This window comes from Micromonospora inyonensis (assembly GCF_900091415.1).
GTDB classification, from domain to species: Bacteria; Actinomycetota; Actinomycetes; order Mycobacteriales; family Micromonosporaceae; genus Micromonospora; species Micromonospora inyonensis.
This window is the reverse complement of sequence record NZ_FMHU01000002.1, coordinates 3158527-3183000: the sequence shown is the minus strand read 5'-3', so window position 1 is coordinate 3183000 and position 24474 is coordinate 3158527. Positions and strand designations below refer to the sequence as shown.

General features: G+C 69.9%; 15 protein-coding genes and 1 pseudogene. 6 read left to right on the top strand and 10 right to left on the bottom strand.

Going from position 1 to position 24474, the window contains the following annotated elements:
- Window positions 1-28 precede the first annotated feature (28 nt).
- The 4 genes from GA0074694_RS28405 to GA0074694_RS28385 all read right to left on the bottom strand — a co-directional run bounded on the left by GA0074694_RS28405 (window position 29) and on the right by GA0074694_RS28385 (window position 12752).
- Window positions 29-6217, bottom strand: coding sequence for a winged helix-turn-helix domain-containing protein (locus tag GA0074694_RS28405; protein WP_091462987.1), 6189 nt, complete (start codon window positions 6215-6217; stop codon window positions 29-31).
- Window positions 6214-9642, bottom strand: a complete 3429-nt coding sequence (locus GA0074694_RS28400; protein WP_141714297.1) for a hypothetical protein — start codon at window positions 9640-9642, stop codon at window positions 6214-6216. The genes GA0074694_RS28405 and GA0074694_RS28400 overlap by 4 nt, the downstream gene beginning before the upstream one ends.
- A 205-nt stretch (window positions 9643-9847) precedes the next feature.
- On the bottom strand, window positions 9848-11374 hold the full coding sequence (locus tag GA0074694_RS28390) for a hypothetical protein (protein WP_091462984.1): 1527 nt from the start codon (window positions 11372-11374) through the stop codon (window positions 9848-9850).
- 658 nt (window positions 11375-12032) lie between these two features.
- Window positions 12033-12752, bottom strand: coding sequence for a recombinase family protein (locus tag GA0074694_RS28385; RefSeq protein WP_425413646.1), 720 nt, complete (start codon window positions 12750-12752; stop codon window positions 12033-12035).
- Between the two features lie 219 nt (window positions 12753-12971).
- Between GA0074694_RS28385 and GA0074694_RS28380 the strand changes: the two genes are divergently transcribed.
- Window positions 12972-13409, top strand: coding sequence for a hypothetical protein (locus tag GA0074694_RS28380; RefSeq protein ID WP_091462958.1), 438 nt, complete (start codon window positions 12972-12974; stop codon window positions 13407-13409).
- An 11-nt stretch (window positions 13410-13420) separates the two neighbouring features.
- On the opposite strand, the gene GA0074694_RS28375 is transcribed toward GA0074694_RS28380, so the two are convergent.
- The 5 genes from GA0074694_RS28375 to GA0074694_RS28355 form a co-directional block, all read right to left on the bottom strand.
- Window positions 13421-14665 carry an IS110 family RNA-guided transposase gene (locus GA0074694_RS28375; protein ID WP_091461346.1) on the bottom strand — a complete coding sequence of 415 codons (1245 nt, stop codon included), beginning with the start codon at window positions 14663-14665 and terminating at the stop codon, window positions 13421-13423.
- A gap of 141 nt (window positions 14666-14806) precedes the next feature.
- A complete protein-coding gene (locus GA0074694_RS28370) occupies window positions 14807-15652 on the bottom strand; it encodes an IS5 family transposase (RefSeq protein WP_425413672.1) in 846 nt (281 codons plus the stop codon).
- 217 nt (window positions 15653-15869) lie between these two features.
- A complete protein-coding gene (locus tag GA0074694_RS28365; RefSeq protein ID WP_281190383.1) occupies window positions 15870-16364 on the bottom strand; it encodes a hypothetical protein in 495 nt (164 codons plus the stop codon).
- A gap of 51 nt (window positions 16365-16415) precedes the next feature.
- Window positions 16416-17258 carry an IS5 family transposase gene (locus tag GA0074694_RS28360; protein WP_091453604.1) on the bottom strand — a complete coding sequence of 281 codons (843 nt, stop codon included), beginning with the start codon at window positions 17256-17258 and terminating at the stop codon, window positions 16416-16418.
- 39 nt (window positions 17259-17297) lie between these two features.
- On the bottom strand, window positions 17298-17927 hold the full coding sequence (locus GA0074694_RS28355) for a hypothetical protein (protein ID WP_141714296.1): 630 nt from the start codon (window positions 17925-17927) through the stop codon (window positions 17298-17300).
- 56 nt (window positions 17928-17983) lie between these two features.
- Between GA0074694_RS28355 and GA0074694_RS28350 the strand changes: the two are divergent.
- Window positions 17984-19128: pseudogene (locus GA0074694_RS28350) on the top strand (glycine amidinotransferase).
- A gap of 129 nt (window positions 19129-19257) precedes the next feature.
- Here GA0074694_RS28350 and GA0074694_RS28345 read toward each other — a convergent pair.
- Complete coding sequence (locus GA0074694_RS28345) at window positions 19258-20358, bottom strand: IS630 family transposase (RefSeq protein ID WP_141713936.1); 1101 nt, start codon at window positions 20356-20358, stop codon at window positions 19258-19260.
- Here GA0074694_RS28345 and GA0074694_RS28340 point away from each other — a divergent pair.
- Genes GA0074694_RS28340 through GA0074694_RS28325 form a run of 4 tightly spaced genes read left to right on the top strand, consistent with a single transcriptional unit; the run spans window position 20328 to window position 24473 of the window.
- Window positions 20328-21512 (top strand): ATP-grasp domain-containing protein, encoded by a 1185-nt coding sequence (locus GA0074694_RS28340; RefSeq protein WP_091462982.1) that lies wholly within the window; start codon window positions 20328-20330, stop codon window positions 21510-21512. The two genes, GA0074694_RS28345 and GA0074694_RS28340, sit on opposite strands and share 31 nt — an antisense overlap.
- Window positions 21509-21955 (top strand): cobalamin-dependent protein, encoded by a 447-nt coding sequence (locus GA0074694_RS28335; RefSeq protein WP_091462981.1) that lies wholly within the window; start codon window positions 21509-21511, stop codon window positions 21953-21955. The genes GA0074694_RS28340 and GA0074694_RS28335 overlap by 4 nt, the downstream gene beginning before the upstream one ends.
- A 2-nt stretch (window positions 21956-21957) precedes the next feature.
- On the top strand, window positions 21958-23319 hold the full coding sequence (locus tag GA0074694_RS28330) for an aspartate aminotransferase family protein (protein ID WP_091462980.1): 1362 nt from the start codon (window positions 21958-21960) through the stop codon (window positions 23317-23319).
- Window positions 23319-24473: an amino acid kinase family protein gene (locus GA0074694_RS28325; protein ID WP_091462979.1), complete on the top strand. Its 1155-nt coding sequence runs from the start codon at window positions 23319-23321 to the stop codon at window positions 24471-24473. Before GA0074694_RS28330 ends, GA0074694_RS28325 begins: the two co-directional genes overlap by 1 nt.
- Window position 24474 lies beyond the last annotated feature (1 nt).

The following is a 24474-nucleotide window of genomic DNA, read 5'->3' as shown; positions in this document are numbered from 1 at the left end:
TTTTGACCCGTCGACACAGGGTCATTTTTCACGCGTCGTCGACATGCGGCCGGGGCGGATCCATCGGTTGCGGCGCGGGGTCGGGTTCCGTGCCCACGGCCTCAAGCAGGTAGAGCAGATCGGCCGGGTCCACATCGAGCGAACGGGCTGGGTCCACCTCGTAGGTGGCCCAGTCGCCGAGGTTCCCGCCGTCGCCGGCCCAGTCGCCGAGGATCCCGCCGTCGCTGGCCTGATCGTCGATGCCCGGCTGGCCGAAGTCGGTGGACATCGCCGCACCGTGCCCGTCGGTCACGCCCATGCCGGGTACCGGCCACCCCGGTTCCGCCCACCCCGCCGGCCAGGACGACGCGGTGGGGGCGTCCGGGTCGTCCAACGGCCCGGGCAGCCCTGGCAGACCCGTGCCCGCCGGCGGGGCAGGTGCAGGCCCGGACATCGGCACCGTAGCCCCGTGGTCCAGCCAGGACAGGTCCTCACCCTGCGGGCGGTCCGGTCCGAGGGCAGGGCCCGGCAACGGTGCTTGCCGGGGCTGACCCGGATCGCTCACCCCGTACCGCGCCGCCCCGCGACCGCGACCTTCCCGGACCAGCCGCAGCAGACCACGGTCGCGCAATACCCCGATCCGGGCATGCACCGTCGGCTTCGGTGTGGATGTCGCCTCGGCGAGGTCTGACCCGCTGGCGGTGATGATCCCGTTGTCGTCCATCCGGTCGATCAGGGCGTTCCACAACTGCCGCAGCTGTTCCCGCTGCCGCGTTGTGGTGGCGATGTGGCCGGCGTGCTGGTCGAACAGCGCCCGGGCCCCGCCCGGGTCGCGCAGCCATCGGCTGCCTTCGGGAAGGGCCGGCAGTGGTGCTTGCTGGGGCTGACCCGGATCGCTCACCCCGTACCGCGCCGCCCCGCCACCGCGACCTTCCTGCACCAGATGCAGCAGACCACGGTCGCGCAATGCCCCGATCCGGTTATGCACCGTCTGCTGCAGTGTGAATGTCGCCTCGGCGAGGTCTGACTCGCTGGCGGTGATGATCCCGTTGTCGTCCATCCGGTCGATCAGGGCGTTCCACAACTGCCGCAGCTGTTCCCGCTGCCGTGTTGTGGTGGCGATGTGGCCGGCGTGCTGGTCGAACAGCGCCCGGGCCTCGCCCGGGTCGCGCACCCGCCGGCTGCCCGCAGCTGGTTGGGGTTGGGGTTGGGGTTGGGGTTGGTCGGGTTGCGGCGAGGCGGGCGTGGTGGGTGGCTCGTCGGCCGGGTGATGGAGGGTGTCGCCGGCGTGAACAGTGCCGGCGTCGGTGCGGGCCACCGCTGGAGAGGACGCGAGGTATGGCTGCCAGTCCATGTCCGGCCCCTGGTAGGTGGCCCAGTCGCCGAGGTTCCCGCCGTCGCCGGCCCAGTCGCCGAGGTTCCCGCCGTCGCCGGCCCAGTCGCCGAGGTTCCCGCCGTCGCTGGACTGATCGTCGATGCCCGGCTGGTCGAAGTCGGTGGACATCGCCGCACCGTGCCCGTCGGTCACGCCCATGCCGGGTACCGGCCACCCCGGTTGCGCCCACCCCGCCGGCCAGGACGACGCGGTGGGGGCGTCCGGGTCGTCCAACGGCCCGGGCAGCCCTGGCAGACCCGTGCCCGCCGGCGGGGCAGGTACCAGCCCGGACATCGGCACCGTAGCCCCGGGGTCCAGCCAGGACAGGTCCTCACCCTGCGGGCGGTCCGGTCCGAGGGCAGGGCCCGGCAGCGGTGCTTGCCGGGGCTGACCCGGATCGCTCACCCCGTACCGCGCCGCCCCGCCACCGCGACTTTCCCGGACCAACTGCAGCAGACCACGGTCGCGCAATACCCCGATCCGGGCATGCACCGTCGACTGCGGTGCGGATGTCGCCTCGGCGAGGTCTGACCCGCTGGCGGTGATGATCCCGTTGTCGTCCATACGGTCGATCAGGGCGTTCCACAACTGCCGCAGCTGCTCCCGCTGCCGTGTTGTGGTGGCGATGTGGCCGGCGTGCTGGTCGAACAGCGCCCGGGCCCCGCCCGGGTCGCGCAGCCATCGGCTGCCTTCGGGAAGGGCCGGCAGTGGTGCTTGCCGGGGCTGACCCGGATCGCTCACCCCGTACCGCGCCGCCCCGCCACCGTGACCTTCCTGCACCAGCCGCAGCAGAGCACTGCCGCGCAATACCCCGATCCGGGCATGCACCGTCTGCCGCGGTGTGAATGTCGCCTCGGCGAGGTCTGACCCGCTGGCGGTGATGATCCCGTTGTCGTCCATCCGGTCGATCAGGGCGTTCCACAACTGCCGCAGCTGCTCCCGCTGCCGTGTTGTGGTGGCGATGTGGCCGGCGTGCTGGTCGAACAGCGCCCGGGCCCCGCCCGGGTCGCGCAGCCACTGGCTGCCTTCGGGAAGGGCCGGCAGTGGTGCTTGCCGGGGCTGACCCGGATCGCTCACCCCGTACCGCGCCGCCCCGCCACCGCGACCTTCCTGCACCAGATGCAGCAGAGCACTGCCGCGCAATACCCCGATCCGGGCATGCACCGTCTGCCGCAGTGTGAATGTCGCCTCGGCGAGGTCTGACTCGCTGGCGGTGATGATCCCGTTGTCGTCCATCCGGTCGATCAGGGCGTTCCACAACTGCCGCAGCTGTTCCCGCTGCCGCGTTGTGGTGGCGATGTGGTCGGCGTGCTGGTCGAACAGCGCCCGGGCCCCATCCGGGTCGCGCAGCCATCGGCTGCCTTCGGGAAGGGCCGGCAACGGTGCTTGCTGGGGCTGACCCGGATCGCTCACCCCGTACCGCGCCGCCCCGCCACCGTGACCTTCCTGCACCAGCTGCAGCAGAGCACTGCCGCGCAATGCCCCGATCCGGCGATGCACCGTCGGCTTCGGTGTGGATGTCGCCTCGGCGAGGGCTAGCTCGCTGGCGGTGATGATCCCGTTGTCGTCCATCCGGTCGATCAGGGCGTTCCACAACTGCCGCAGCTGTTCCCGCTGCCGTGTTGTGGTGGCGATGTGGCCGGCGTGCTGGTCGAACAGCGCCCGGGCCCCGCCCGGGTCGCGCACCCGCCGGCTGCCCGCAGCGGGTTGGGGTTGGGGTTGGTCGGGTTGCGGCGAGGCGGGCGTGGTGGGTGGCTCGTCGGCCGGGTGATGGAGGGTGTCGCCGGCGTGAACAGTGCCGGCGTCGGTGCGGGCCACCGCTGGCCAGGACGCGAGGTATGGCTGCCAGTCCATGTCCGGCCCCTGGTAGGTGGCCCAGTCGCCGAGGTTCCCGCCCTCGCCGGCCCAGTCGCCGAGGTTCCCGCCGTCGCTGGCCTGATCGTCGATGCCCGGCTGGTCGAAGTCGGTGGACATCGCCGCACCGTGCCCGTCGGTCACGCCCATGCCGGGTACCGGCCACCCCGGTTCCGCCCACCCCGCCGGCCAGGACGACGCGGTGGGGGCGTCCGGGTCGTCCAACGGCCCGGGCAGCCCTGGCAGACCCGTGCCCGCCGGCGAGGCAGGTACCAGCCCGGACATCGGCGACTGAGGTGCCGGATCCTGCATGCCCGGTCCGGGCGGGAACGACTGAGTCCCTGGGGACTGGCTGGGCTGGTCGCCGTTGGGCGGCGACCATGATGGGCCGGGCGGGGCCTGCGGCCGGGGCGGATCCATCGGTTGCGGCCCGGGGTCGGGTTCCGCGCCCACGGCCTCAAACGGATAGAGCAGATCGGCCGGGTCCACATCAAGCGAACCGGCTGGGTCCACCTCGTAGGTGGCCCAGTCGCCGAGGTTCCCGCCGTCGCTGGCCTGATCGTCGATGCCCGGCTGGTCGAAGTCGGTGGACATCGCCGCACCGTGCCCGTCGGTCACGCCCATGCCGGGTACCGGCCACCCCGGTTCCGCCCACCCCGCCGGCCAGGACGACGCGGTGGGGGCGTCCGGGTCGTCCAACGGCCCGGGCAGCCCTGGCAGACCCGTGCCCGCCGGCGAGGCAGGTGCAGGCCCGGACATCGGCAACGTACCCCCGTGGTCCAGCCAGGACAGGTCCTCACCCTGCGGGCGGTCCGGTCCGAGGGCAGGGCCCGGCAACGGCGCTTGCCGGGGCTGACCCGGATCGCTCACCCCGTACCGCGCCGCCCCGCCACCGCGACCTTCCCGGACCAGCTGCAGCAGACCACGGTCGCGCAATACCCCGATCCGGTCATGCACCGTCGGCTGCGGTGCGGATGTCGCCTCGGCGAGGTCTGACCCGCTGGCGGTGATGATCCCGTTGTCGTCCATCCGGTCGATCAGGGCGTTCCACAACTGCCGCAGCTGTTCCCGCTGCGGTGTTGTGGTGGCGATGTGGTCGGCGTGCTGGTCGAACAGCGCCCGGGCCCCGCCCGGGTCGCGCAGCCATCGGCTGCCTTCGGGAAGGGCCGGCAGTGGTGCTTGCCGGGGCTGACCCGGATCGCTCACCCCGTACCGCGCCGCCCCGCCACCGCGACCTTCCTGCACCAGCTGCAGCAGACCACGGTCGCGCAATGCCCCGATCCGGTTATGCACCGTCCGCTGCAGTGTGAATGTCGCCTCGGCGAGGTCTGACTCGCTGGCGGTGATGATCCCGTTGTCGTCCATCCGGTCGATCAGGGCGTTCCACAACTGCCGCAGCTGTTCCCGCTGCCGTGTTGTGGTGGCGATGTGGCCGGCGTGCTGGTCGAACAGCGCCCGGGCCCCGCCCGGGTCGCGCAGCCATCGGCTGCCTTCGGGAAGGGCCGGCAGTGGTGCTTGCCGGGGCTGACCCGGATCGCTCACCCCGTACCGCGCCGCCCCGCCACCGCGACCTTCCTGCACCAGCTGCAGCAGAGCACTGCCGCGCAATACCCCGATCCGGGCATGCACCGTCTGCCGCAGTGTGAATGTCGCCTCGGCGAGGTCTGACTCGCTGGCGGTGATGATCCCGTTGTCGTCCATCCGGTCGATCAGGGCGTTCCACAACTGCCGCAGCTGTTCCCGCTGCCGTGTTGTGGTGGCGATGTGGCCGGCGTGCTGGTCGAACAGCGCCCGGGCCTCGCCCGGGTCGCGCACCCGCCGGCTGCCCGCAGCTGGTTGGGGTTGGGGTTGGGGTTGGTCGGGGTGCGGCGAGGCGGGCGTGGTGGGTGGCTCGTCGGCCGGGTGATGGAGGGTGTCGCCGGCGTGAACAGTGCCGGCGTCGGTGCGGGCCACCGCCGGCCAGGACGACGCGGTGGGGGCGTCCGGGTCGTCCAACGGCCTGGGCAGCCCTGGCAGACCCGTGCCCGCCGGCGGGGCAGGTACCAGCCCGGACATCGGCGACTGAGGTGCCGGATCCTGCATGCCCGGTCCGGGCGGGAACGACTGAGTCCCTGGGGACTGGCTGGGCTGGTCGCCGTTGGGCGGCGACCATGATGTCGGGCCGGGCGGGGCCTGCGGCCGGGGCGGATCCATCGGTTGCGGCGCGGGGTCGGGTTCCGTGCCCACGGCCTCAAACGGATAGAGCAGATCGGCCGGGTCCACATCGAGCGAACGGGCTGGGTCCACCTCGTAGGTGGCCCAGTCGCCGAGGTTCCCGCCCTCGCCGGCCCAGTCGCCGAGGTTCCCGCCGTCGCTGGCCTGATCGTCGATGCCCGGCTGGTCGAAGTCGGTGGACATCGCCGCACCGTGCCCGTCGGTCACGCCCATGCCGGGTACCGGCCACCCCGGTTCCGCCCACCCCGCCGGCCAGGACGACGCGGTGGGGGCGTCCGGGTCGTCCAACGGCCCGGGCAGCCCTGGCAGACCCGTACCCGCCGGCGGGGCAGGTGCAGGCCCGGACATCGGCACCGTAGCCCCGTGGTCCAGCCAGGACAGGTCCTCACCCTGCGGGCGGTCCGGTCCGAGGGCAGGGCCCGGCAACGGCGCTTGCCGGGGCTGACCCGGATCGCTCACCCCGTACCGCGCCGCCACGCGACCGCGACCTTCCCGGACCCGCTGCAGCAGACCACGGTCGCGCAATACCCCGATCCGGTCATGCACCGTCTGCTGCGGTGCGGATGTCGCCTCGACGAGGTCTGACCCGCTGGCGGTGATGATCCCGTCGTCGTCCATCCGGTCGATCAGGGCGTTCCACAACTGCCGCAGCTGTTCCCGCTGCCGCGTTGTGGTGGCGATGTGGCCGGCGTGCTGGTCGAACAGCGCCCGGGCCCCGCCCGGGTCGCGCAGCCACTGGCCGCCTTCGGGAAGGGCCGGCAACGGTGCTTGCCGGGGCTGACCCGGATCGCTCACCCGTACCGCGCCGCCCCGCCACCGCGACCTTCCTGCACCAGATGCAGCAGACCACGGTCGCGCAACGCCCCGATCCGGTCATGCACCGTCCGCCGCAGTGTGAATGTCGCCTCGGCGAGGTCTGACCCGCTGGCGGTGATGATCCCGTTGTCGTCCATCCGGTCGATCAGGGCGTTCCACAACTGCCGCAGCTGTTCCCGCTGCCGTGTTGTGGTGGCGATGTGGCCGGCGTGCTGGTCGAACAGCGCCCGGGCCCCGCCCGGGTCGCGCAGCCATCGGCTGCCTTCGGGAGGGGCCGGCAGTGGTGCTTGCTGGGGCTGACCCGGATCGCTCACCCCGTACCGCGCCGCCCCGCCACCGCGACCTTCCTGCACCAGATGCAGCAGAGCACTGCCGCGCAATACCCCGATCCGGTCATGCACCGTCCGCTGCGGTGTGAATGTCGCCTCGGCGAGGTCTGACCCGCTGGCGGTGATGATCCCGTTGTCGTCCATCCGGTCGATCAGGGCGTTCCACAACTGCCGCAGCTGTTCCCGCTGCCGTGTTGTGGTGGCGATGTGGCCGGCGTGCTGGTCGAACAGCGCCCGGGCCCCGCCCGGGTCGCGCACCCACTGGCTGCCCGCGGGAAGGGCCGGCAACGGTGCTTGCTGGGGCTGACCCGGATCGCTCACCCCGTACCGCGCCGCCCCGCCACCGCGACCTTCCTGCACCAGCTGCAGCAGACCACGGTCGCGCAATACCCCGATCCGGTCATGCACCGTCGGCCGCAGTGTGAATGTCGCCTCGGCGAGGGCTGACCCGCTGGCGGTGATGATCCCGTCGTCGTCCATCCGGTCGATCAGGGCGTTCCACAACTGCCGCAGCTGTTCCCGCTGCCGTGTTGTGGTGGCGATGTGGTCGGCGTGCTGGTCGAACAGCGCCCGGGCCCCGCCCGGGTCGCGCACCCATCGGCTGCCCGCGGGAAGGGCCGGCAACGGTGCTTGCCGGGGCTGACCCGGATCGCTCACCCCGTACCGCGCCGCCCCGCCACCGCGACCTTCTCGGACCCGCTGCAGCAGACCACGGTCGCGCAATGCCCCGATCCGGTCATGCACCGTCGGCTGCGGCGCGGATGTCGCCTCGGCGAGGACTGACCCGCTGGCGGTGATGATCCCGTTGTCGTCCATCCGGTCGATCAGGGCGTTCCACAACTGCCGCAGCTGTTCCCGCTGCCGTGTTGTGGTGGCGATGTGGCCGGCGTGCTGGTCGAACAGCGCCCGGGCCTCGCCCGGGTCGCGCACCCACCGGCTGCCCGCAGCGGGTTGGGGTTGGGGTTGGGGTTGGTCGGGTTGCGGCGAGGCGGGCGTGGTGGGTGGCTCGTCGGCCGGGTGATGGAGGGTGTCGCCGGCGTGAACAGTGCCGGCGTCGGTGCGGGCCACCGCTGGCCAGGACGCGAGGTATGGCTGCCAGTCCATGTCCGGCCCCGGGTAGGTGGCCCAGTCGCCGAGGTTCCCGCCCTCGCCGGCCCAGTCGCCGAGGTTCCCGCCGTCGCCGGCCCAGTCGCCGAGGTTCCCGCCGTCGCTGGCCTGATCGTCGATGCCCGGCTGGTCGAAGTCGGTGGACATCGCCGCACCGTGCCCGTCGGTCACGCCCATGCCGGGTACCGGCCACCCCGGTTCCGCCCACCCCGCCGGCCAGGACGACGCGGTGGGGGCGTACGGGTCGTCCAACGGCCCGGGCAGCCCTGGCAGACCCGTGCCCGCCGGCGGGGCAGGTACCAGCCCGGACATCGGCAACATACCCCAGTCGTCCAGCCAGGACAGGTCCTCACCCTGCGGGTGGTCCGGTCCGAGGGCAGGGCCCGGCACCGGCAACTGCGCCCCTGGATCCCGCGACGGGCCCCACACCCACTGGGCGGCGGACACCGGGCCAGGACCAGACGGGTCGCCGCCTTCCGCTGGATCGGGCGACTGCCCGCCTGAGGTGTTGCCGGCCCACCGGTGCCGGCCGCCAGCGGCGACGAAGTCCTCCTGATCCGGCCAGCGCACGCCGGGTTCCTGACCGTTCTCGACGATGTCCGCGGTCCGTACCGCCTCCACCAGATCCGGCCCGAACAACTCCACCGAACCATCCGAGAACAACACGGACCGCACCGGCTCGTCCACGTGTGGCCGCAGCTCGCCGGGTATCTGGTCCACCTCGTGCGTGGACGACATCAGCCGCCGGGCACGGAGCTGGGTGCGCAACCATCCACCGAAGGAGGTGGCCTGCCCCGGTCCCCGCCATGCCGCGTCGCACCAGACCAGCATGATGTCAGGTATGCCGCCGCCGCGCTGTCGCGCCTGCGCGACGGCGTGTTGCCAGGCGGGCGAGGCGGTGATCATCCGGAGGAACAAGGCCTGACGCACCGGATCGTCGGCCAGCCGCTCGGCCAGGTTCCGGTGCCCGGCGATGGTGAACCATCCCTCCACCGACGGCAGCGCCTGCGCCGCCGTGCGATCCGCCGCCGCGTCCAGATCCGCCGCTGCCGGGTCGGCGAAGTACACGCCGCTGAACGTGTCCGCCATGACGACATCCCTGGACACCTCGAACAGTTGGGGCAGGACCCCGTCCGGCGACGCCGCCTGGATACCGAGGTCCGCAGCGAGCCGGCGCAGCTGAGCGTCGCTGGCACGGCCGTAGCCGCCGCTGGCGAGATCGTGGATTCGTTCCACGGCCGGCCCAGTCGCCGCGACGGCCCGCTCGCCGAGACCGCCAGAGTCGGCACTGATCGACTCGTCCAGCAACGACACATCACTGATCGAACCCGAGTCCCTGAAACCGGTCGAATCCGTGTCCCGGGAGCCGAGATCGGGGCTGAACACTCCACCGCTTGCAATAGACACGTCACTGACCGACGCCGTATCACCGACGCTGTCGACGTCGACGATCGACATGCCACCGACACGGGAGCCGGCACCACCCGGCACCGTACCGAGGGCCCCGACCACATCCGCCGTCCCGGGCGTCACGCTCCCGCCGGCCGAGGCGAGCACCTTGTGGTACCCGTCCACCCACTCCCGCTGGAACGAGGTGACCAACGCCGCATGACCGGCCGGATCGACACCGTAGCGGCGGGCCAACGCGGTGAACTGGGCCTGCGCCAGACCAGCCGCCGCCGCGGTGTGCCGCTCGACATCACCGGCACCGCCGGCCCGCCGACACGCCCGCCTTCCTCGACATCGACCGTAGCCACACGGCGGCCGCCCCGGTGACACCGGGACCGTCACGGCCGAGAAACGGGCGGACAGGTCGGTAACCGCCTGCCGGACCACCCTCCCCACGGCACTGACCTGCCCGGCGTCGGGACCGGCCACCACACCCGGCAGCACGGCAGGGGCACCGAGGATCACATCGACCCCACGGTCCACCTGGCTCCACACGCCGCCCTCGACCGCCCTGAGCACGCCAGCGGACGCACCACCGCCCCAGCGCCCCCCGACACGCCAGCGCCTGTCGGCACGCCAGCGCCTGTCGGCACGCCAGCGCCTGTCGGCGTGCCGGTGCCTGTGGGTAGGCCGGCGGCGAGGTACTGGTCGATGTGGTGTTGAACGGCCAGGTGCGCGAGCGAGCGCAGCGCCTGCCGGTCGAACTCCGCCGGCAGCCCGGCGATCACCTGCCGCGCCCGCACCTCGGCCGGGATCCGCCCACCGGAGAACGCCAACGCCTCGACCACCCGGGCCACCGCCCGCTGCCGACACCCGTCAGATACCCCTCGGTCAACGCGGCAGCGGGCAGACCGACCGCGGACAGGAAAGCCGCAACAGCCCGATCACCCCGCCGGGCGTCGACCCACCCGGCGAACACCCGCTCAACCGACACGGGAAGCGCGGCCAGGAACTGCCGCGCCTGCCCCATCCCGGCCAGCAGTCCACCATAGTGGTCCACCAGTTCCCGCTGGAACCGCTGCCACTGCTCCACCACCAGCGCACCAGCGGCCGCTACCCACTCCGGCACCGGCACCAGCGGCACCGAGAAGCTCGGCACGGACCACGCCGGCACCGGCAGGTCCGGGGCCGACCACGCCGGCGCGGACAGGTCCGGTGCCGACAGGGTCGGTGCCGGCACCGGCGGGACGGGCACCGGGCCCGGCCCGCCAGAGCCCGCACCCGCCGGATCGTCGACCTCCGGCTGATACGTGGACGGTGCCGGAGTGACCGGAGCGACCGGCCTGCCGTCGGCGGTGAAACCGGTACCGGCGGGCATGTTCCACCGGGGCCGGGTCGGATTGAACCCCAAACCGACAGCCACGCGACGCGCAGCGGCCCCGGCCCCGGACGCGCCCAGCTCACCCGACCCCGACAACGCCCCGGAAATCACGGCCATACCGAGACCACTGGGGTCGTAGGTCCCGTCGACGATGTAGCTGGCGGCGATGTCGCCGACCACCTCCAGGCCGATCTCCGACACCGGCACCATCATCAGGCTGGTCAGCAGGTTACGCGTGGTATCCGACACTTCGAACTTCGCCAGAGCACCACCCACGACCCCGGCGAACCGGGCCAACGCCGGCCCGGCCGCCGTGGTGACACCCGCCACCGCCAACCCGTACAACGCCTGCTTACCGACCTGCGCCCAGTCGACCCCCGGCACCAGACCATCAGCCAGCATGCTGATCTGCGCCAACAACGACGACCCCGGCATGAACAACATCTGGATCGCCGTGCTGCTCGCCGCCGCCCGCACCATCGACGACCGCAGGATCGTCTGGATGATCGTCCGGGTCTTCACGATGTGCGCCGCCGCCTCCACCGGCAGGACAAACGCCATCGCGAACGCGACCGCCAACTCCGTCATCATGAAGATGAACATGACCAGCGCCTGACGATCCGTCAGCTCCATCTGGTTCAGGAAGCCCCGCATCGCCTGAGCCGCGTTCACCTTCAGATCGGCGACCCCGTCCAACAACTCCACGAACGGAGCGGTCTGCGCCACGAACCGGTCGAAGACCTCACCCTCCCCCGCCGCCCCAACCACCTTGATCACCTGGGCCAGCTCCGGAACCAACAGGGTCCGCACCCGATCCGCCAGCACCTCCAACGCGTTCAGGTCGTACGCCAACACCGGCAGATTCGACCGGTGCAACCGCATCCCGGTGAACGCCTCCAGGGCCTGCTTCGACGACTCACTGAGACCCACGGAAGGAACAGCAGCCTCCGCCACCGCCAACGCCCCCTCCCCACCCCCACCAGGGGCACTCAATGCCAATCACCCAGCAGCGCACCAACGCCTCGGCCGTCGGCCATCTCGTTCCCACGCGAAGCAGCCCCGCGCACCGCCACTCATGTCCGCAACCAGCTCGGAACCGATGGCCTCCGTTTCACCCAGACACAACGACAGAGGCCCACCGCCTCGCCCTGAAATCCAGGGCCGCACACACCTCGACCAACAGCTCCTCATCACTCAACGCGCTCATCCCACCACCCCCCCGTTACCCCACGACTGAATCCTGGCAGTGGGTTCACCACCCGGGACTGCGTAGGATTTCGGCCCTGTCTCACATTCGGTGGTGACGGAGAGTCGTGGGGGTCGTTGACACTGGCGTGAAGGATGTCGATGAGCTTGCACGGACGGTGTTTTCGGGTCTTTCTCCGCTGGTCGTAGCGGACGTGGCGACGAGGGCGAGCGGATCGTGGTGCGGGGTCGCCGCGATGACGGACGCTGCTCCCCGCGCATGCGGGGGTGATCCCAGCGCACACCTGTCCGTGGTCGGGATGTCCGGCTGCTCCCCGCGCATGCGGGGGTGATCCCGTGTTGCGGGTGGCCGGGCCTCGGCCGGGTAACTGCTCCCTGCGGATCAGGCCGCTGCCGCTGGCCGCCCCGGCGTCATGGCGAACGACTCGGTCAGTCCGATCCGCGGGGACGCCGCGTCCACAAGGTCGACCTGTTCGCCGGGTTGGGCCGGGATGAGGCGAGGCAGCGCGCTGTACAGGGTGCTGCGCGAGACGCCGAGCAGCTTGGCGATCGAGGTCATCGTGCGGTTCGGCTCGGCGAGCAGTTGCAGCGCGTACGCGACCTTCTCCGGGGTCATCGCCGGCGGCCGGCCGAGGCGTTGCCCCCGGGCACGAGCGGCGGCCAGGCCCTCGTTGGTGTTGGCCACGATGATGGTGCGCAGGAACTCGGCCAGCGCGGCGAAGACGTGGAAGACGAACATCCCGCCAGCGGTGGTGGTGTCGAGCTTCTCGTGTAGGGACTGGAATCCGACGCCGTGGCGCTTGAGCCGGCCGACGATGCCGATCAGGTCTTCCAGCGAGCGGCCGAGTCGGTCGAGCGAGACGACGGTGAGCACGTCGCCGGGGCGGATGTACTCGAACATTTTGGCTAGCTCGGGCCGGTCGGTGTTCTTCCCAGAGGCCTTGTCGAAGAAGCACTTGGCGCAGCCGGCCGCAATCAATGCGGCTTGCTGGCGGGCGAGATTCTGCTCCCGGGTGGAGACTCGCCCGTAGCCGACGAGCATGCCTGCGAGCGGCGTCGGGGTGAGCAGGTCGTCCTCGGCGGGCGCGGGGGTGACGGTCACGCCGTCCAGCGTGCCCAACAAACCCGTTGTCGCATTGTTGGACACGCCGACTTCTCGGACGGGTTTTTCGGACGCGATCTACTTTGTCTCAGTGACCATCTTGATCTTGTCCGGAAAACGATCGTTTCTCAAACAAGATCAGAAACCCGAAGGACGAGGTCGAAATGCAGCACGCGCAATGGCTTGCGATCATCGCAAACAAGTGCGCAGAATGTAGGCATGCCCCGGCGAGACATCTTCACCGACGTGGCCGCGATCCTCTACCCGATCCCGCAACCCGACCCCGGCGAGGAGCACGACGACGGCTTTCTCGCGGCGCGGGACGAAGCTGCAAAGGACCAAGAACGTGCTGCCGAGAACCTGCGGGCCGCGTGGGACGGAGGCGACCAGGACCCGCTGATCGGCGCGCTGGCCGGTGCCCGCCGCGCGAAGGAGAAAGCCGAGCAGCGGATCCGCGAGCTGATCGCCTACGGCCGCGAGTTCGTCCAACCCCGCCCCTACACGCTGGGCGACCTGGCCGCAGCCGCCGGCATGTCCATCTCCGGTGTACGCACCGCTTACAACCACCGCGACGTCGCCCAGGTCGCCGAGGCCACCGGCACCAAGCCCCGAGAGTGGCGAGCCCCCCATCCCGAGGACGAGCAGGCAACGGCATGAGTTGCCCTGTGTCAAGCCGCCACTTGATGATCTTGTTTGAGCAGGTGTTGGAGGGCTCGGTGGCGGTCCGGGTCGTAGGGGGTGTTGGTGGTCCAGCACTTCCAGATGATGTCCAGCCAGGCGCGGGCCAGGATACGGACCGCGTGGGGATGGTCGTGGCCGCGGGCTCGGGCTCGTTGGTAGAGGTCGGCGGCCCAGGGGTTGGCGTGGCGGCTGTCACCGGCAAAGTCGCAGACGGCGTCGCGCAGTTGTTTGTCCACGGCCCAGCGGAAGGTCACGATGCGGACTTTGCCGGATTCGCGGGTCGAGGGTGCGACGCCGGCGAGGCAGGCCAGGGACGCCGGGGTGGGGAACCGGCCGCGGGCGTCGCCGATCTCGGCGAGCAGCCGGGCGGCGCGGACGGTGCCGGAGCGGGGCAGGCTGGTGAAGATGTCCCGGTCGGGGTGCAGGTCGAGGGCTTCGGTGATCTGCTGGTTCAGGGCGTCGATCTGGGCCACGATGGCGGCCAGGGTGGCGAGGTAGGCGCGGGTGATGCCGGCCAGGGTCTGTCCGTAGTTTCCGGTGGCGCCGCGAGGCGCGGCGTCGATGCGGGCGTGCAGCACGGCTGGGTCGGTGCGGCCGCAGTAGCTCGCGCTCTTCAGCCAGGCGGCCAGGCGCTTGGGCGACAGCCAGTCCAGGGCATCCTGGGTGGTGAACCGGGTCAGGAACTGCCGGCTGATCGACGAGTCGATCTCGTTGAACAGCTCGACAGTGGCCGGCAGCGTCGTGGCCAGGTGGGCGCGCAGCTGGTTGGCGACCGCGATGCGGTGGGCGACCAGGTCTTTGCGAGCGCGGCACAGCTTGCGCAGCCCGGTGGTTGTCTCGCTGTCCAGCACGAGCGGGGTCAGCCGGCGCCGGTCGGTGCGGACGGTGTCGGCCAGGACGTAGGCGTCAAACCGGTCGTCCTTGTTCCCGGCCGAGCCGTACCGTCGGCGCAGTGCCTTGACCTGCGAGGGTGGGATCACGTACACGGTCGTGTCGGCGGCCAGCAACGCATCTACGATCGGCCCGTCCGGGCGTTCGATGCCGACCGCGTCCACCCGATGCCGGTCAAGCAGGTCGATCAGCCGTCTCAGGCCGGTCCTGGTGTATTTCAGCGCCAGCCGCTCCAGCGGCTCACCGTCGGCGTCGACCACGCAGACCGCGTAGTCGTCCTTGGCCCAGTCCACCCCGGCCGAGTTGCCTCGCGCCGGCACGGCGGTGTCGGTCACACTCATAGTTGCCTCTCCGCTGCGCTACCAGTGGGGAAGCACCTGGCGGTTCCGGGACACCACTGCCGGTCGCTCATTGAGCGGCGCTCGATGGCGCATAGCCCTGTTGCCAGTCGGGGTGTCCCGGGCCGCCGGGCCTCGCAGAACTCATGCTGGACCTCGAAGGTCGAGCGAGCTGGGCGATGGCCCGACGGTCACCGGTGCACTCGAACCAACCTCAGCTCGAGTGAGACAAGGGTGCACCAATGAGCACGGCGGCCTGCCTCTGCCCAATCCGCTGGCAGCGCCTCTACGCCATGATCGAAGGCACTCGCTACGAGGTGGAACCAGTACTCGGCGCCGCAGCCAGCGCACCAGGCCCGAAACAGTCGATCGGCCATGCTCGGGATGCACGCCTTGATCCCGCGCGCGGAGGTGACCCCGGTTGCCCTTGCTGGTGTACGCCTTGTCCGCGAGGACCAGGTCCGGGCGAGTCCGCGGCCGGCCACCGCCCACCCGCTTCACGCGGATCTTGCGTAGGACCGGGATGAACTCCGGGCTGTCACCGCGCTGCCCGCCGGTGATCACCATCGCCAGGGGTTTGCGGCCCTGCTCACAAGCCAGATGCGTCTTGGTGGTCAACCCGCCCCTCGATCGGCCCAGCCCATGATCAGCGGGCTCGGTCTGCAACCCGCCCGGCGGCTCCTTCTGCGCGTGACCGTCGCGACGGGGACCGGCCGCGTGCTGGTGCGCTCGGCTGACCGTCGAGTCGACGCTCACGGTCCAGCCGATCCTCCCGGCGGCGTCGCCGTCAGCTTGCAACTCGGCCAGGATGTCCGCCCAGGTGCCGTCGCGCTGCCAGCGCCGGAACCACTCGTACAGAATCTGCCCGGGCGGATACGCCTCGGGCACGTCGCGCCACGGCGTACCCGTACGTACTCGCCACCGAATCCCGTCGATCATCTGCCGTTTGGTCCATTTGGGCGGACGTCCTCTGCCCGAGCTGGCAGGCAGAGCAGGCTCAAGCGCCGCTCACTGCGCGTCGGTGAGGTCGTGCCGCCTCGTCGCCGCTACGCTGGGCATGAGGTCTCCGGTCGGTCTCGGTTTGCTTGGTCGCTAACCGATCTACCGGAGACCTCAACCTTTACCGATCACCGCCACGCCGGAGCCTCACCAACCGCTGCCCCTTACCAAACACTGCCTAACCCGCACGGCCGGATCTCCGTACCGTTTACCTGGCCGGCGCCGGTGCAGCGAGCACCCACGCCAGGGCGGCGGCAGCGGCCGACGCCTTGTGCCGGGCTTGCTGGCGGACGAGGGACAGCGGCCCGTCGAGCACGTCGGACTCGACCTCCTGGCCGCGCACAGCGGGGAGGTCGTGCAGGAACACCGCGTCGGTTGCGCCCGAGAAACTCGCCATCGTCGCCCGGGTGATGCGGAACGGGGCGAATCGCTGCTCCCAGCCGGGGTCGCCGTGCGGCACCCCCATCGACTGCCACCGCGTCGTGTAGACCGCGTCCACCGGATCGGGCCGCCGAGGCAGCTGGTGGCGCTGCCGGATCGGGTCGCCATCGGGCCGCCGCGCGTTCAGCGCCTCCAGTTCCTCCGGCGGGAAGCCATTGTCCTCCGGGCAGTAGACATCGAGGCGCATCCCCGGTGTCCCGATCACCAGGTGGGCCAACGAACGGGCGGTGTTGTTGGCCGCTCCCAGGTAGGCGAGGTGCAGGCCCGTCGTCCGACCGAAGTAGTCTAAGAGGTCGCGCGGAATGGTTGTTGATCATCGGCGGCGGGCGGGTCGGTTGTTCCACCGGTAGAGGGTCCATGCACGCCGGATGAGGCTGCGGACGGTGATGATCGCGTCGGCGAGGTCGAAGAAGGCGTCGATGACCTTCTCTGTTCGTTCGTAGCAGCGTTGCAGCCGGTTGAACGCGTTGTGCCAGCTGTTCGTCCGTTCGACGTGCCACCGTTGGCTCGCCTGGATGGGCGCCTTGTCGCCCTTGTGGGCGATCTCACCGGTCAGGCCGCGCTCGGCCAGCAGGGCGCGGGTGACCTGGGAGTCGTATCCGGCGTCGAGGTGCACCGTGATGGCCTGGGGTAGTGGGCCGAGGTCGTCGAGGTGGTCGAGGGTGGGGCCGAGCAGGGGTGAGTCGTGTCGGTTCGCGCCGGCCAGGACCCGGCCGAGGGGGATGCCGTAGCCGTCGACCATCAACGAGCGTTTCATGCCCTGCTTGCCCCGGTCGACCGGTGAGCGTCCGGCGGCCTCGCCGCCGCCGGGAGCCTTGGTGATGCAGCCGTCCACGGCGATGTCGTCGAGGACCAGGCCGACGAGCCGGTCGTAGGCGTCCAGGGCGATCTGTTTGAGCTGGGCGAACACCCCAAGCTCTATCCACTCGTCACGGCGGCCGCGGATCGTGGTGGCCGAACAGGTGGCATCGGCGATCGCCTCGTAGGCGCAGCCGAACCGCAACACCTGGACCAGCTTGTCGAACACGATGCGGTCATCGATCCGCTTGCGGTGACAGCCCAGCGGATGTGTCGGTTGGTAGGTCGGCCGATCGGGGAGCAGCGCGGCGAACTGGACCCACAACGGCTCGATCAGCCATGCTGGGATGGCAGGCACAGAACCTCCCGTGATCACGGAGCGTCAGCAACTTCATGATCACCAGTTCTGTGTCTGCATCCGTTCAGGCGCGCCGATCAACCCACCATTCCGCGCGACCTCTAAGAGCGCGCAGGCGTCGGCAATGGCCTGGGTCGGGTGCTCATCGTGGGTCACGGCGTTGATGGTTGCGGGCAGCTCACTCGCTAGCGCTTCGAGCTCGATCTGCGGGCCGTTCGTCCGCACCACGGCGGCATCGAGGTGATGGGCCAGCACCATCCCGGTGTCGGCCCACGTCTCCCCCGTGGTGACCTGCAAATCAGAGGCACCAAAGTGGAGGGTGTGACACCCGAGCTGGACCGCTGTGCTCCAGAACGACGAACGGGTACGGGTGGACGGCGCCGTGAAGATGAGCGCTACCCGCGCTCCGACCAACCGATCCTTCCACCGCCCGGGATCGGCTCCGTAGTGGTGGGCGACCGTCACGAGGTCTCTCAACTCTTCCGGCGCGAGTGTGGTGAGCGTCAGAAGCGGCCGCCGGACGGAACCAAGCACCACCATACCAACGAGCATAGGCAACGAAAGTTCTGCTCGCATGCCCGAAGTTTGACGTTGCCTAACCGAAAGATCGATGGTTTTATGGGCAACAACTGCGGTCTGTAGCGGTAGAACTACAACCGGCAGCAGCACCGCACTCCTCGCGTTGCGAGTGAGCCCATCCCAAGCACATGGCCTACGGGGACGGCATGAAGCTGCACAGTTTCGACGAGTGGTCGCCGCTGCGGGAGATTGTCCTGGGTTCGGCCTCCGGCTACCGGGAGCAGGCCCGTGACCTCTCCTTTGACCTCTTCTTCTACGACAACCTCGTCCACGACAACCCGAAGACCCACCGTGGTTACTACCCACGGCTCCCAGTCGACGGTGAGCCGACGCCCGTACAGAACGCGTCGAAGACGGTGACCATCAAGCAGCGCTACGTCACGAGGACGTGGAAGGAATGGCCAAGGCGCTCGAGTCCCTCGGGGTACGCGTCCGCCGGCCGATGGACATCCAGGAGGGTGCGACACAGATCGCCACGCCCGCGTGGTCGGCCTCCGCCCTGCCACCCCTGAACGTCCGGGACAACACGTTGATCCTGGGCAACGAGATCATCGAGACGCCACCGATGATGCGCTCACGCTACTTCGAGACACAGTTTTTGAAGCCGCTCTTCATGGAGTACTTCGAGCACGGCGCACGGTGGACGGTCATGCCGCGGCCCTGGATGACCGACCGCTCCTTCGATCTCACCTACGCCGAACAGGTCGGCGGGATGGAGATCGTGCCCGTCATCAACGACTCCCCCTACGACGTCGGCATCGAGATGCTCTTCGACGCCGCGCAGTGCCTGCGCTTCGGTCGAGATCTCCTGGTCAACATCTCGACGGCGAACCACCTCCTGGCCTGCGAATGGTTGGAGCGCCACCTGGAGGGTCGCTACAACATCCACCGGATACACCGGCTGACCGACAGCCACATCGACAGCGCGTTGCTTCCCCTACGACCGGGCACCCTATTGATCCGCACTCGGCGCTTCCTCGACTACCTGCCCGACGCCCTCCGCAAATGGGACGTCATCGAGGCCCCAGCACCGACTGCACAGAACTTCCCCCAGTACGACGACGACGATGTCATCCTCACCAGCCCGTTCATTGACCTGAACGTGTTGTCGATCGACGAGCGGACCGTCATGGTCAACGACTCCTGCCCAGAGCTGAGCCGTGAGCTGGAACGGCACGGCTTCGACGTCGTGCCGGTACGCCATCGGCACCGGCGGTTGTTCGGCGGCGGTCTGCACTGCTTCACCCTGGACACCGTCCGCGACGGAGAACTCGAGGACTACTTCTCATGATGGGTCGCGTCGCCATCGTCGACGGCTACAGCACCACCAGGTTTCTCCTCGCGGCCCTACGCGAACGGGGCGTGGAGTGTGTCCATGTCCAGAGCCAGAGCGACATGCCCGAGTTCCTAGTGTTGCGTCTCAGTTTTGGCTAGCCGTTTGTTGGAGGGCGACGCGTCCACGCCGGACCTTGGCCAGGATCGATTCGGCGGTCGCGGTCCATACGAACGGCTTCGGGTCGTCGTTGTGCACCCGCAGGTACTCCTCGATCGCTCTGACGAGGTCATCCACGCTGCGGAACACGCCACGGCGGATCATCTTGTCGGTCAGTTCGGCGAACCAACGCTCGACCATGTTCAGCCAGGACGAGCTGGTTGGGGTGAAGTGCAGGTGGAAGCGCGGATGCTTGGCCAGCCAGGCCTTGACGTTCGGGTGGGTGTGGGTGCCGTAGTTGTCGACGATCATGTGGATCTGCAGCTTGCGGGGAACCGACGTGTCGATAGTGCGCAGGAAGCGCAGGAACTCGTCATGGCGGTGCCGGGCGAAGCACTTGCCGATGACCTTGCCGGTCAGCACGTCCAGTGCCGCGAACAGTGTCGTGGTGCCATGCCGTTTGTAGTCATGGGTCATCGTGCCGGCCCGACCGGGCTTGAGTGGCAGGCTCGGCTGGGTACGGTCCAACGCCTGGATCTGCGATTTCTCGTCCATGCACAAGACCACGGCCTTGTCCGGCGGGTTCAGGTACAGGCCCACGACGTCGACGAGTTTCTCCTCGAACCGCTTGTCGTTCGACAGCTTGAACGTCTCCACCAGGTGCGGCTTGAGCCCCCGCGCGTCCCATACCCGCTGCACAGTAGCCTTCGACACGCCGACCCTGGCCGCCATCGACCGGCACGACCAATGCGTGGCCCCCTCGGGCCGCGAATGCAGCGTCAGTTCCACGATCTGGTCGATCACCGCCTGCGGGATCGACGGCTTGCGGCCCCGACCCGCCGCTACCTTGCCCAGGTCGGTGAGCCCACGCTCGGCGAACTCCGCCCGCCACGCCCTCACCGTCATCCGGGTCACCCCCGTCAGCACGGCGATGTCGGTGTTGGACACCCCGGCGGCCGCGTGCAGCAGCACCTGCGCCCGCTGGACCAGACGGTGCTCCGCGGTCCGCGACCTAGCCAGAGACTCCAGCAGCTCACGCTGGCCCGGATCAAGCGCCAATGGCGCAGCGGCACGACTCACGACCAGCATCGTACCAACTGGCTATCCATTTCAGAGACAGAACACTAGCGCAATCGTTCGAACCGGACGCCTACTTGGCCGACCTGGGACACCATGACGACGCCGAGCACCTGCTCGACGAGCTCCATGCCTTCGGCGTAGCGCGCGTTCTGCCGGGTTCGGAGCGCGGGGTACTTCTGGCCAACAAGCTGAGCCATCGCCTCGGCCTGCCCGGCAACGAGGTGTCCATGGCAAGAGCGTGGCGGGACAAGTACGCCATGGCGGCTGCCCTACGGGCCATGGGTCTGGACGCGCCGCGCAGTGCGCTGGTCGACGACGTCGCCAGCGCCGTGGCGTATTTCGACGCCCAGGGCGGCCGCCCGGTGGTGGTGAAGCCGGTTTCCAGCGCCGGCACCGACGGGGTACGCATCTGCCCGACCGAAGACGAGGTCCGCGACGCCGCCATGTCCGTCCTCTCCCACCCCAACATCTACGGGCACAAGAACGCCTCGCTGCTCGTCCAGGAACGTCTCGACGGCGTCGAGCACATCGTCAACACGGTGTCCGTCGACGGCGTCCACAAGATCTCCGACGTCTGGGTCTCCAACAAACGAGTCGAAGCCACCGGCCTACCGTTCTACGACTACCAGGACGCTGTACCGGTTGACGACGCCCTCGCCGCAGTCGTTCGCTACGCAAAAGACGCGCTCACCGCCCTCGGCATCCGCAATGGCGCGGCGCACACCGAGCTGATGGTCACCGACCGGGGCCCCGTGCTGATCGAGACCGGCGCCCGCCTGATGGGCAGTTCCATGCCGGATCTGACGTACCGGTTAACCGGCATGTCCCACGTGCACCTGCTCTGCGCGGCGCTCTGTGATCCGGCCGCGTTCGACCGCTACGACGAGACGAAGGTGGTGCACTCGAAGCGCATGCGCTACGTCTGGCTGTCCAACCAGCGGGCCTGCGCCCGTGGCCCGGGCGCGTGGCAGGCCGAACTCGGGGCCCTTCCGACGTTCGCGGAACTCTCGACGTTCGCCGTCTCCCAGGACGTCATCCCCCAGACCGTCGACGTCATCACCGCACCCGGTCTGGTCGCCCTCGTCGGCGACGACGACGCCGATCTCGATCGCGACCATCGCGCCATCCGCGCCCTCGAAGCCGACGACCTCTACGCCCGATGATCACTTCCGAGCCTCCGGTCGTCGTTCTCGGCGTTGCCGCCAGCGACGCACACGTGGTGGCAAACCGGCTCATCGCGTTCCAGCTCCGCAACCTCGGCTACCACGTCGTGAACCTGGGCGCCTGCACCCCGGTCGCCGAGTTCGTCGAGTGCCTCGCCGCTCACCCCGATGCGGTGGCGCTCGTCATCGGTTCGGTGAACGGCCACGCGGTGGAGGACCTCACCCCCCTGCGGGCGGCCAAGGACGCCGGACGCGTGCCCTGCCCGATGATCGTCGGCGGGCGTCTGTCCGTCGGATCCGAGACCGACGACAAGGATGCCGTGGCCGCACTCCACGACCTGGGTGTCGATCACGTCCTCCGCGACGTGTCGGCGCTGCCACCCCTTCTCGCCCGCCTGGCCGCGGCCAGGCGACGCCGGCAACCCGAGGAGGCGTCGCGGTGACGATGGTGCAACGAAAGTCCGGCGCCTCGGTCCACACCGAGCTGCCCGGCCCTCGGTCGCGCGCACTGCTCGACGCCCAAGCGACCGTCGAGTCGTCGGCCCGCACCTACCCCCGCAGCGCCCCGATCGCCATCGCGCGAGGCGACGGCGCCTACGTCGAGGACGCCGACGGCAACCGCTTCCTCGACTTCCTGTCCGGTGCCGGCGTTCTGGCCCTGGGGCACAACCACCCCGCGCTGGTCGCGGCGGCTCGGGCCCAGCTCGAGGTGGAGTCGCACGCTCTCGATTTCCCCACCCCGGCCAAGCACGAGTTCACCCGGCGGCTGCTCGGCTTCCTGCCCCCGGCGATGCAGGGCCGCACCAAGATCCAGTTCTGCTCGCCTACCGGGGCCGACGCGGTGGACGCGGCGGTCAAGCTCTGCAAGACAGCCACGGGCCGCGACGAGGTCATCGCCTTCCAGGGCGCGTTCCACGGCAGCACCCAGAGCACGATCGCGCTGAGCGGGCTGCGCGCCCCGAAGGAGCACCTGCGCAACCTGAACCCGGGCGTCTCCTTCTTCCCCTTCTCGTACTGCCTACGGTGCCCGCTCGGCCTTGAGCCCGCGACGTGCAGCACGAACTGCGGCCAGTACCTCACCAAGGTCCTGACCGACCCGAACGGTGGCGTGCGCCGCCCGGCCGCTGCGATCATCGAGCTCGTTCAGGGCGAGGGTGGCGTGATCCCCGCCCGTGCCGAGTTCGTGCGGGAGCTGCGCGAGACCACCAGCCGGTTGAACATCCCGTTGATCGTCGACGAGGTGCAGAGCGGCGCCGGACGCACCGGCACCTGGTTCGCGTTCGAGCAGTACGGCATCGTCCCCGACGTCGTGGTCGCCTCGAAGGCGATCGGCGGGGGTCACCCGGCAGCCGTGATCCTCTACGACGCCCGGCTCGACACCTGGGCGCCGGGCGCCCACACCGGGACGTTCCGTGGCAACCAGGTGGCGTTCGCCGCCGGGTCCGCCCTGATGGAGGTCATCGAGCGCGACGGGATCCTCCACCACGTCCGCCGGGTCGGCTCGTTCCTCCGAGCCAACCTCGATGCGCTACAGGCCCGCCACCCCTCGCTGCTCGCCGAGGTGCGAGGGCTCGGGCTGATCCTCGGCGTCGAGTTCCGGTCGGTCGGGGACGTGTCGGCCTCGGAGGTCGCCGACCGGGTACGCGCCGCCGCCCTGAAGCGGGGACTCCTGTTCGAACCGGCGGGCCGCGACGGCAGCGTCGCCCGCTTCCTGCCGCCGCTCAACGTGACCTTCGACGAGGCACGCGAGGCGCTGGCGATCTTCGGTGCGGCCGTGGCCGAGGTAGCCGAGGCGGTGATGGGCTGATGGCCGACCAGCAGACGCCCATCGTGGTCAAGTTCGGCGGCTCGTCGTTCATCGAGCTACCGGCCTACCGGCGGGTGGCCCGTCACCTGTCCGAACTCGCCCACGACGAGGGGCGACCGGTCGTGGCGGTCGTCAGTGGCATGTCCGGATCGACAGGCCGGCTGCTGGAAGCGGCGCGTGACGTCGATCCCGACCTCGAGCCGCACGTGCAGGACCAGGTGCTCGCCACCGCCGAGATCGTCAGCGTCGGGCTGCTTCGTGCCGCGCTGCACGCCGAGGGGGTCAGGGCCACCGACCTGTGGGCGCCGCACATCGGGATGAGACGCATTGCGTCCGGCCCGGTGATCGCCGTCGATCGCCGTCGCCTGCTCGACGCGCTCGTCGGCAAGACCGTCGCCGTCGTCGCCGGCGGCCAGGCGCTCGACAGCGACGGGCGCATCGTCATGTTCGGGCGCAACAGCTCGGATCTCACCGCCGTCGCCGTGGCTGCCGCCGTCGGCGCCGACCAGTGCCAGATCTACTCCGACGTCGACGGTGTCTACACCGCCGACCCCCACGTCGTTCCCGGCGCGCGTCTCATGCCCGAGTTGTCGTACGCGCAGTGCGCGGCCATGTCGTCGAGTGGCGCCAAGGTCCTGCACGCCGGTGCCGTGCGCCTCGCCGAGGTCCACGGCATCGACATCGTGTGCGCGTCGCTGACTCCCGACGGAGCCGTCACCGGCTCGGTGATCGGCGCCGGTCGAGGTCTGGCCGCCGTCGTCGGCGACCGCAGGACCCAGGTCTTCCGGTTTGTGGGGGCCTCGGCCGACGACGCCCTCGAACGGGCCAGGGCCTGCGGTGTCGTCGGCGTCACCGTCGTACAGGGCGACGAGACGATTCACTGCTTCGCCGGCCAGCAGGGCGACGTCGCAGCCGCGCTACGCCGCGCCGGTATCGACGCCCTGGCCGTCTCCGGGTTGGGGCTGTTGTCAGTCGTCCAGCCCGACGGGCAGACCGAACACACCGCCGTTGGCGTCGACTCGCTCGATGGTGCCGTGCGCGACCTCCACGTCCACCTGCACGGGGACTCGGCCGCGACCACGCGATGGCCGGCACCGAAGCGGCGCTCGAATCACAGCGGGCTGCTCCTGAGCGCCAGACGGGCGGAGGGGTAAG

Bases quoted from the DNA above. Each gene is read 5' to 3' on its own strand.
- GA0074694_RS28335 (WP_091462981.1), top strand. From the start codon at position 21,509: ATGATCACTTCCGAGCCTCCGGTCGTCGTTCTCGGCGTTGCCGCCAGC.
- GA0074694_RS28380 (WP_091462958.1), top strand. From the start codon at position 12,972: ATGCCCCGGCGAGACATCTTCACCGACGTGGCCGCGATCCTCTACCCG.
- GA0074694_RS28375 (WP_091461346.1), bottom strand. From the start codon at position 14,665: ATGAGTGTGACCGACACCGCCGTGCCGGCGCGAGGCAACTCGGCCGGG.
- GA0074694_RS28345 (WP_141713936.1), bottom strand. From the start codon at position 20,358: ATGCTGGTCGTGAGTCGTGCCGCTGCGCCATTGGCGCTTGATCCGGGC.
- GA0074694_RS28340 (WP_091462982.1), top strand. From the start codon at position 20,328: ATGGCGCAGCGGCACGACTCACGACCAGCATCGTACCAACTGGCTATC.
- GA0074694_RS28330 (WP_091462980.1), top strand. From the start codon at position 21,958: ATGGTGCAACGAAAGTCCGGCGCCTCGGTCCACACCGAGCTGCCCGGC.
- GA0074694_RS28325 (WP_091462979.1), top strand. From the start codon at position 23,319: ATGGCCGACCAGCAGACGCCCATCGTGGTCAAGTTCGGCGGCTCGTCG.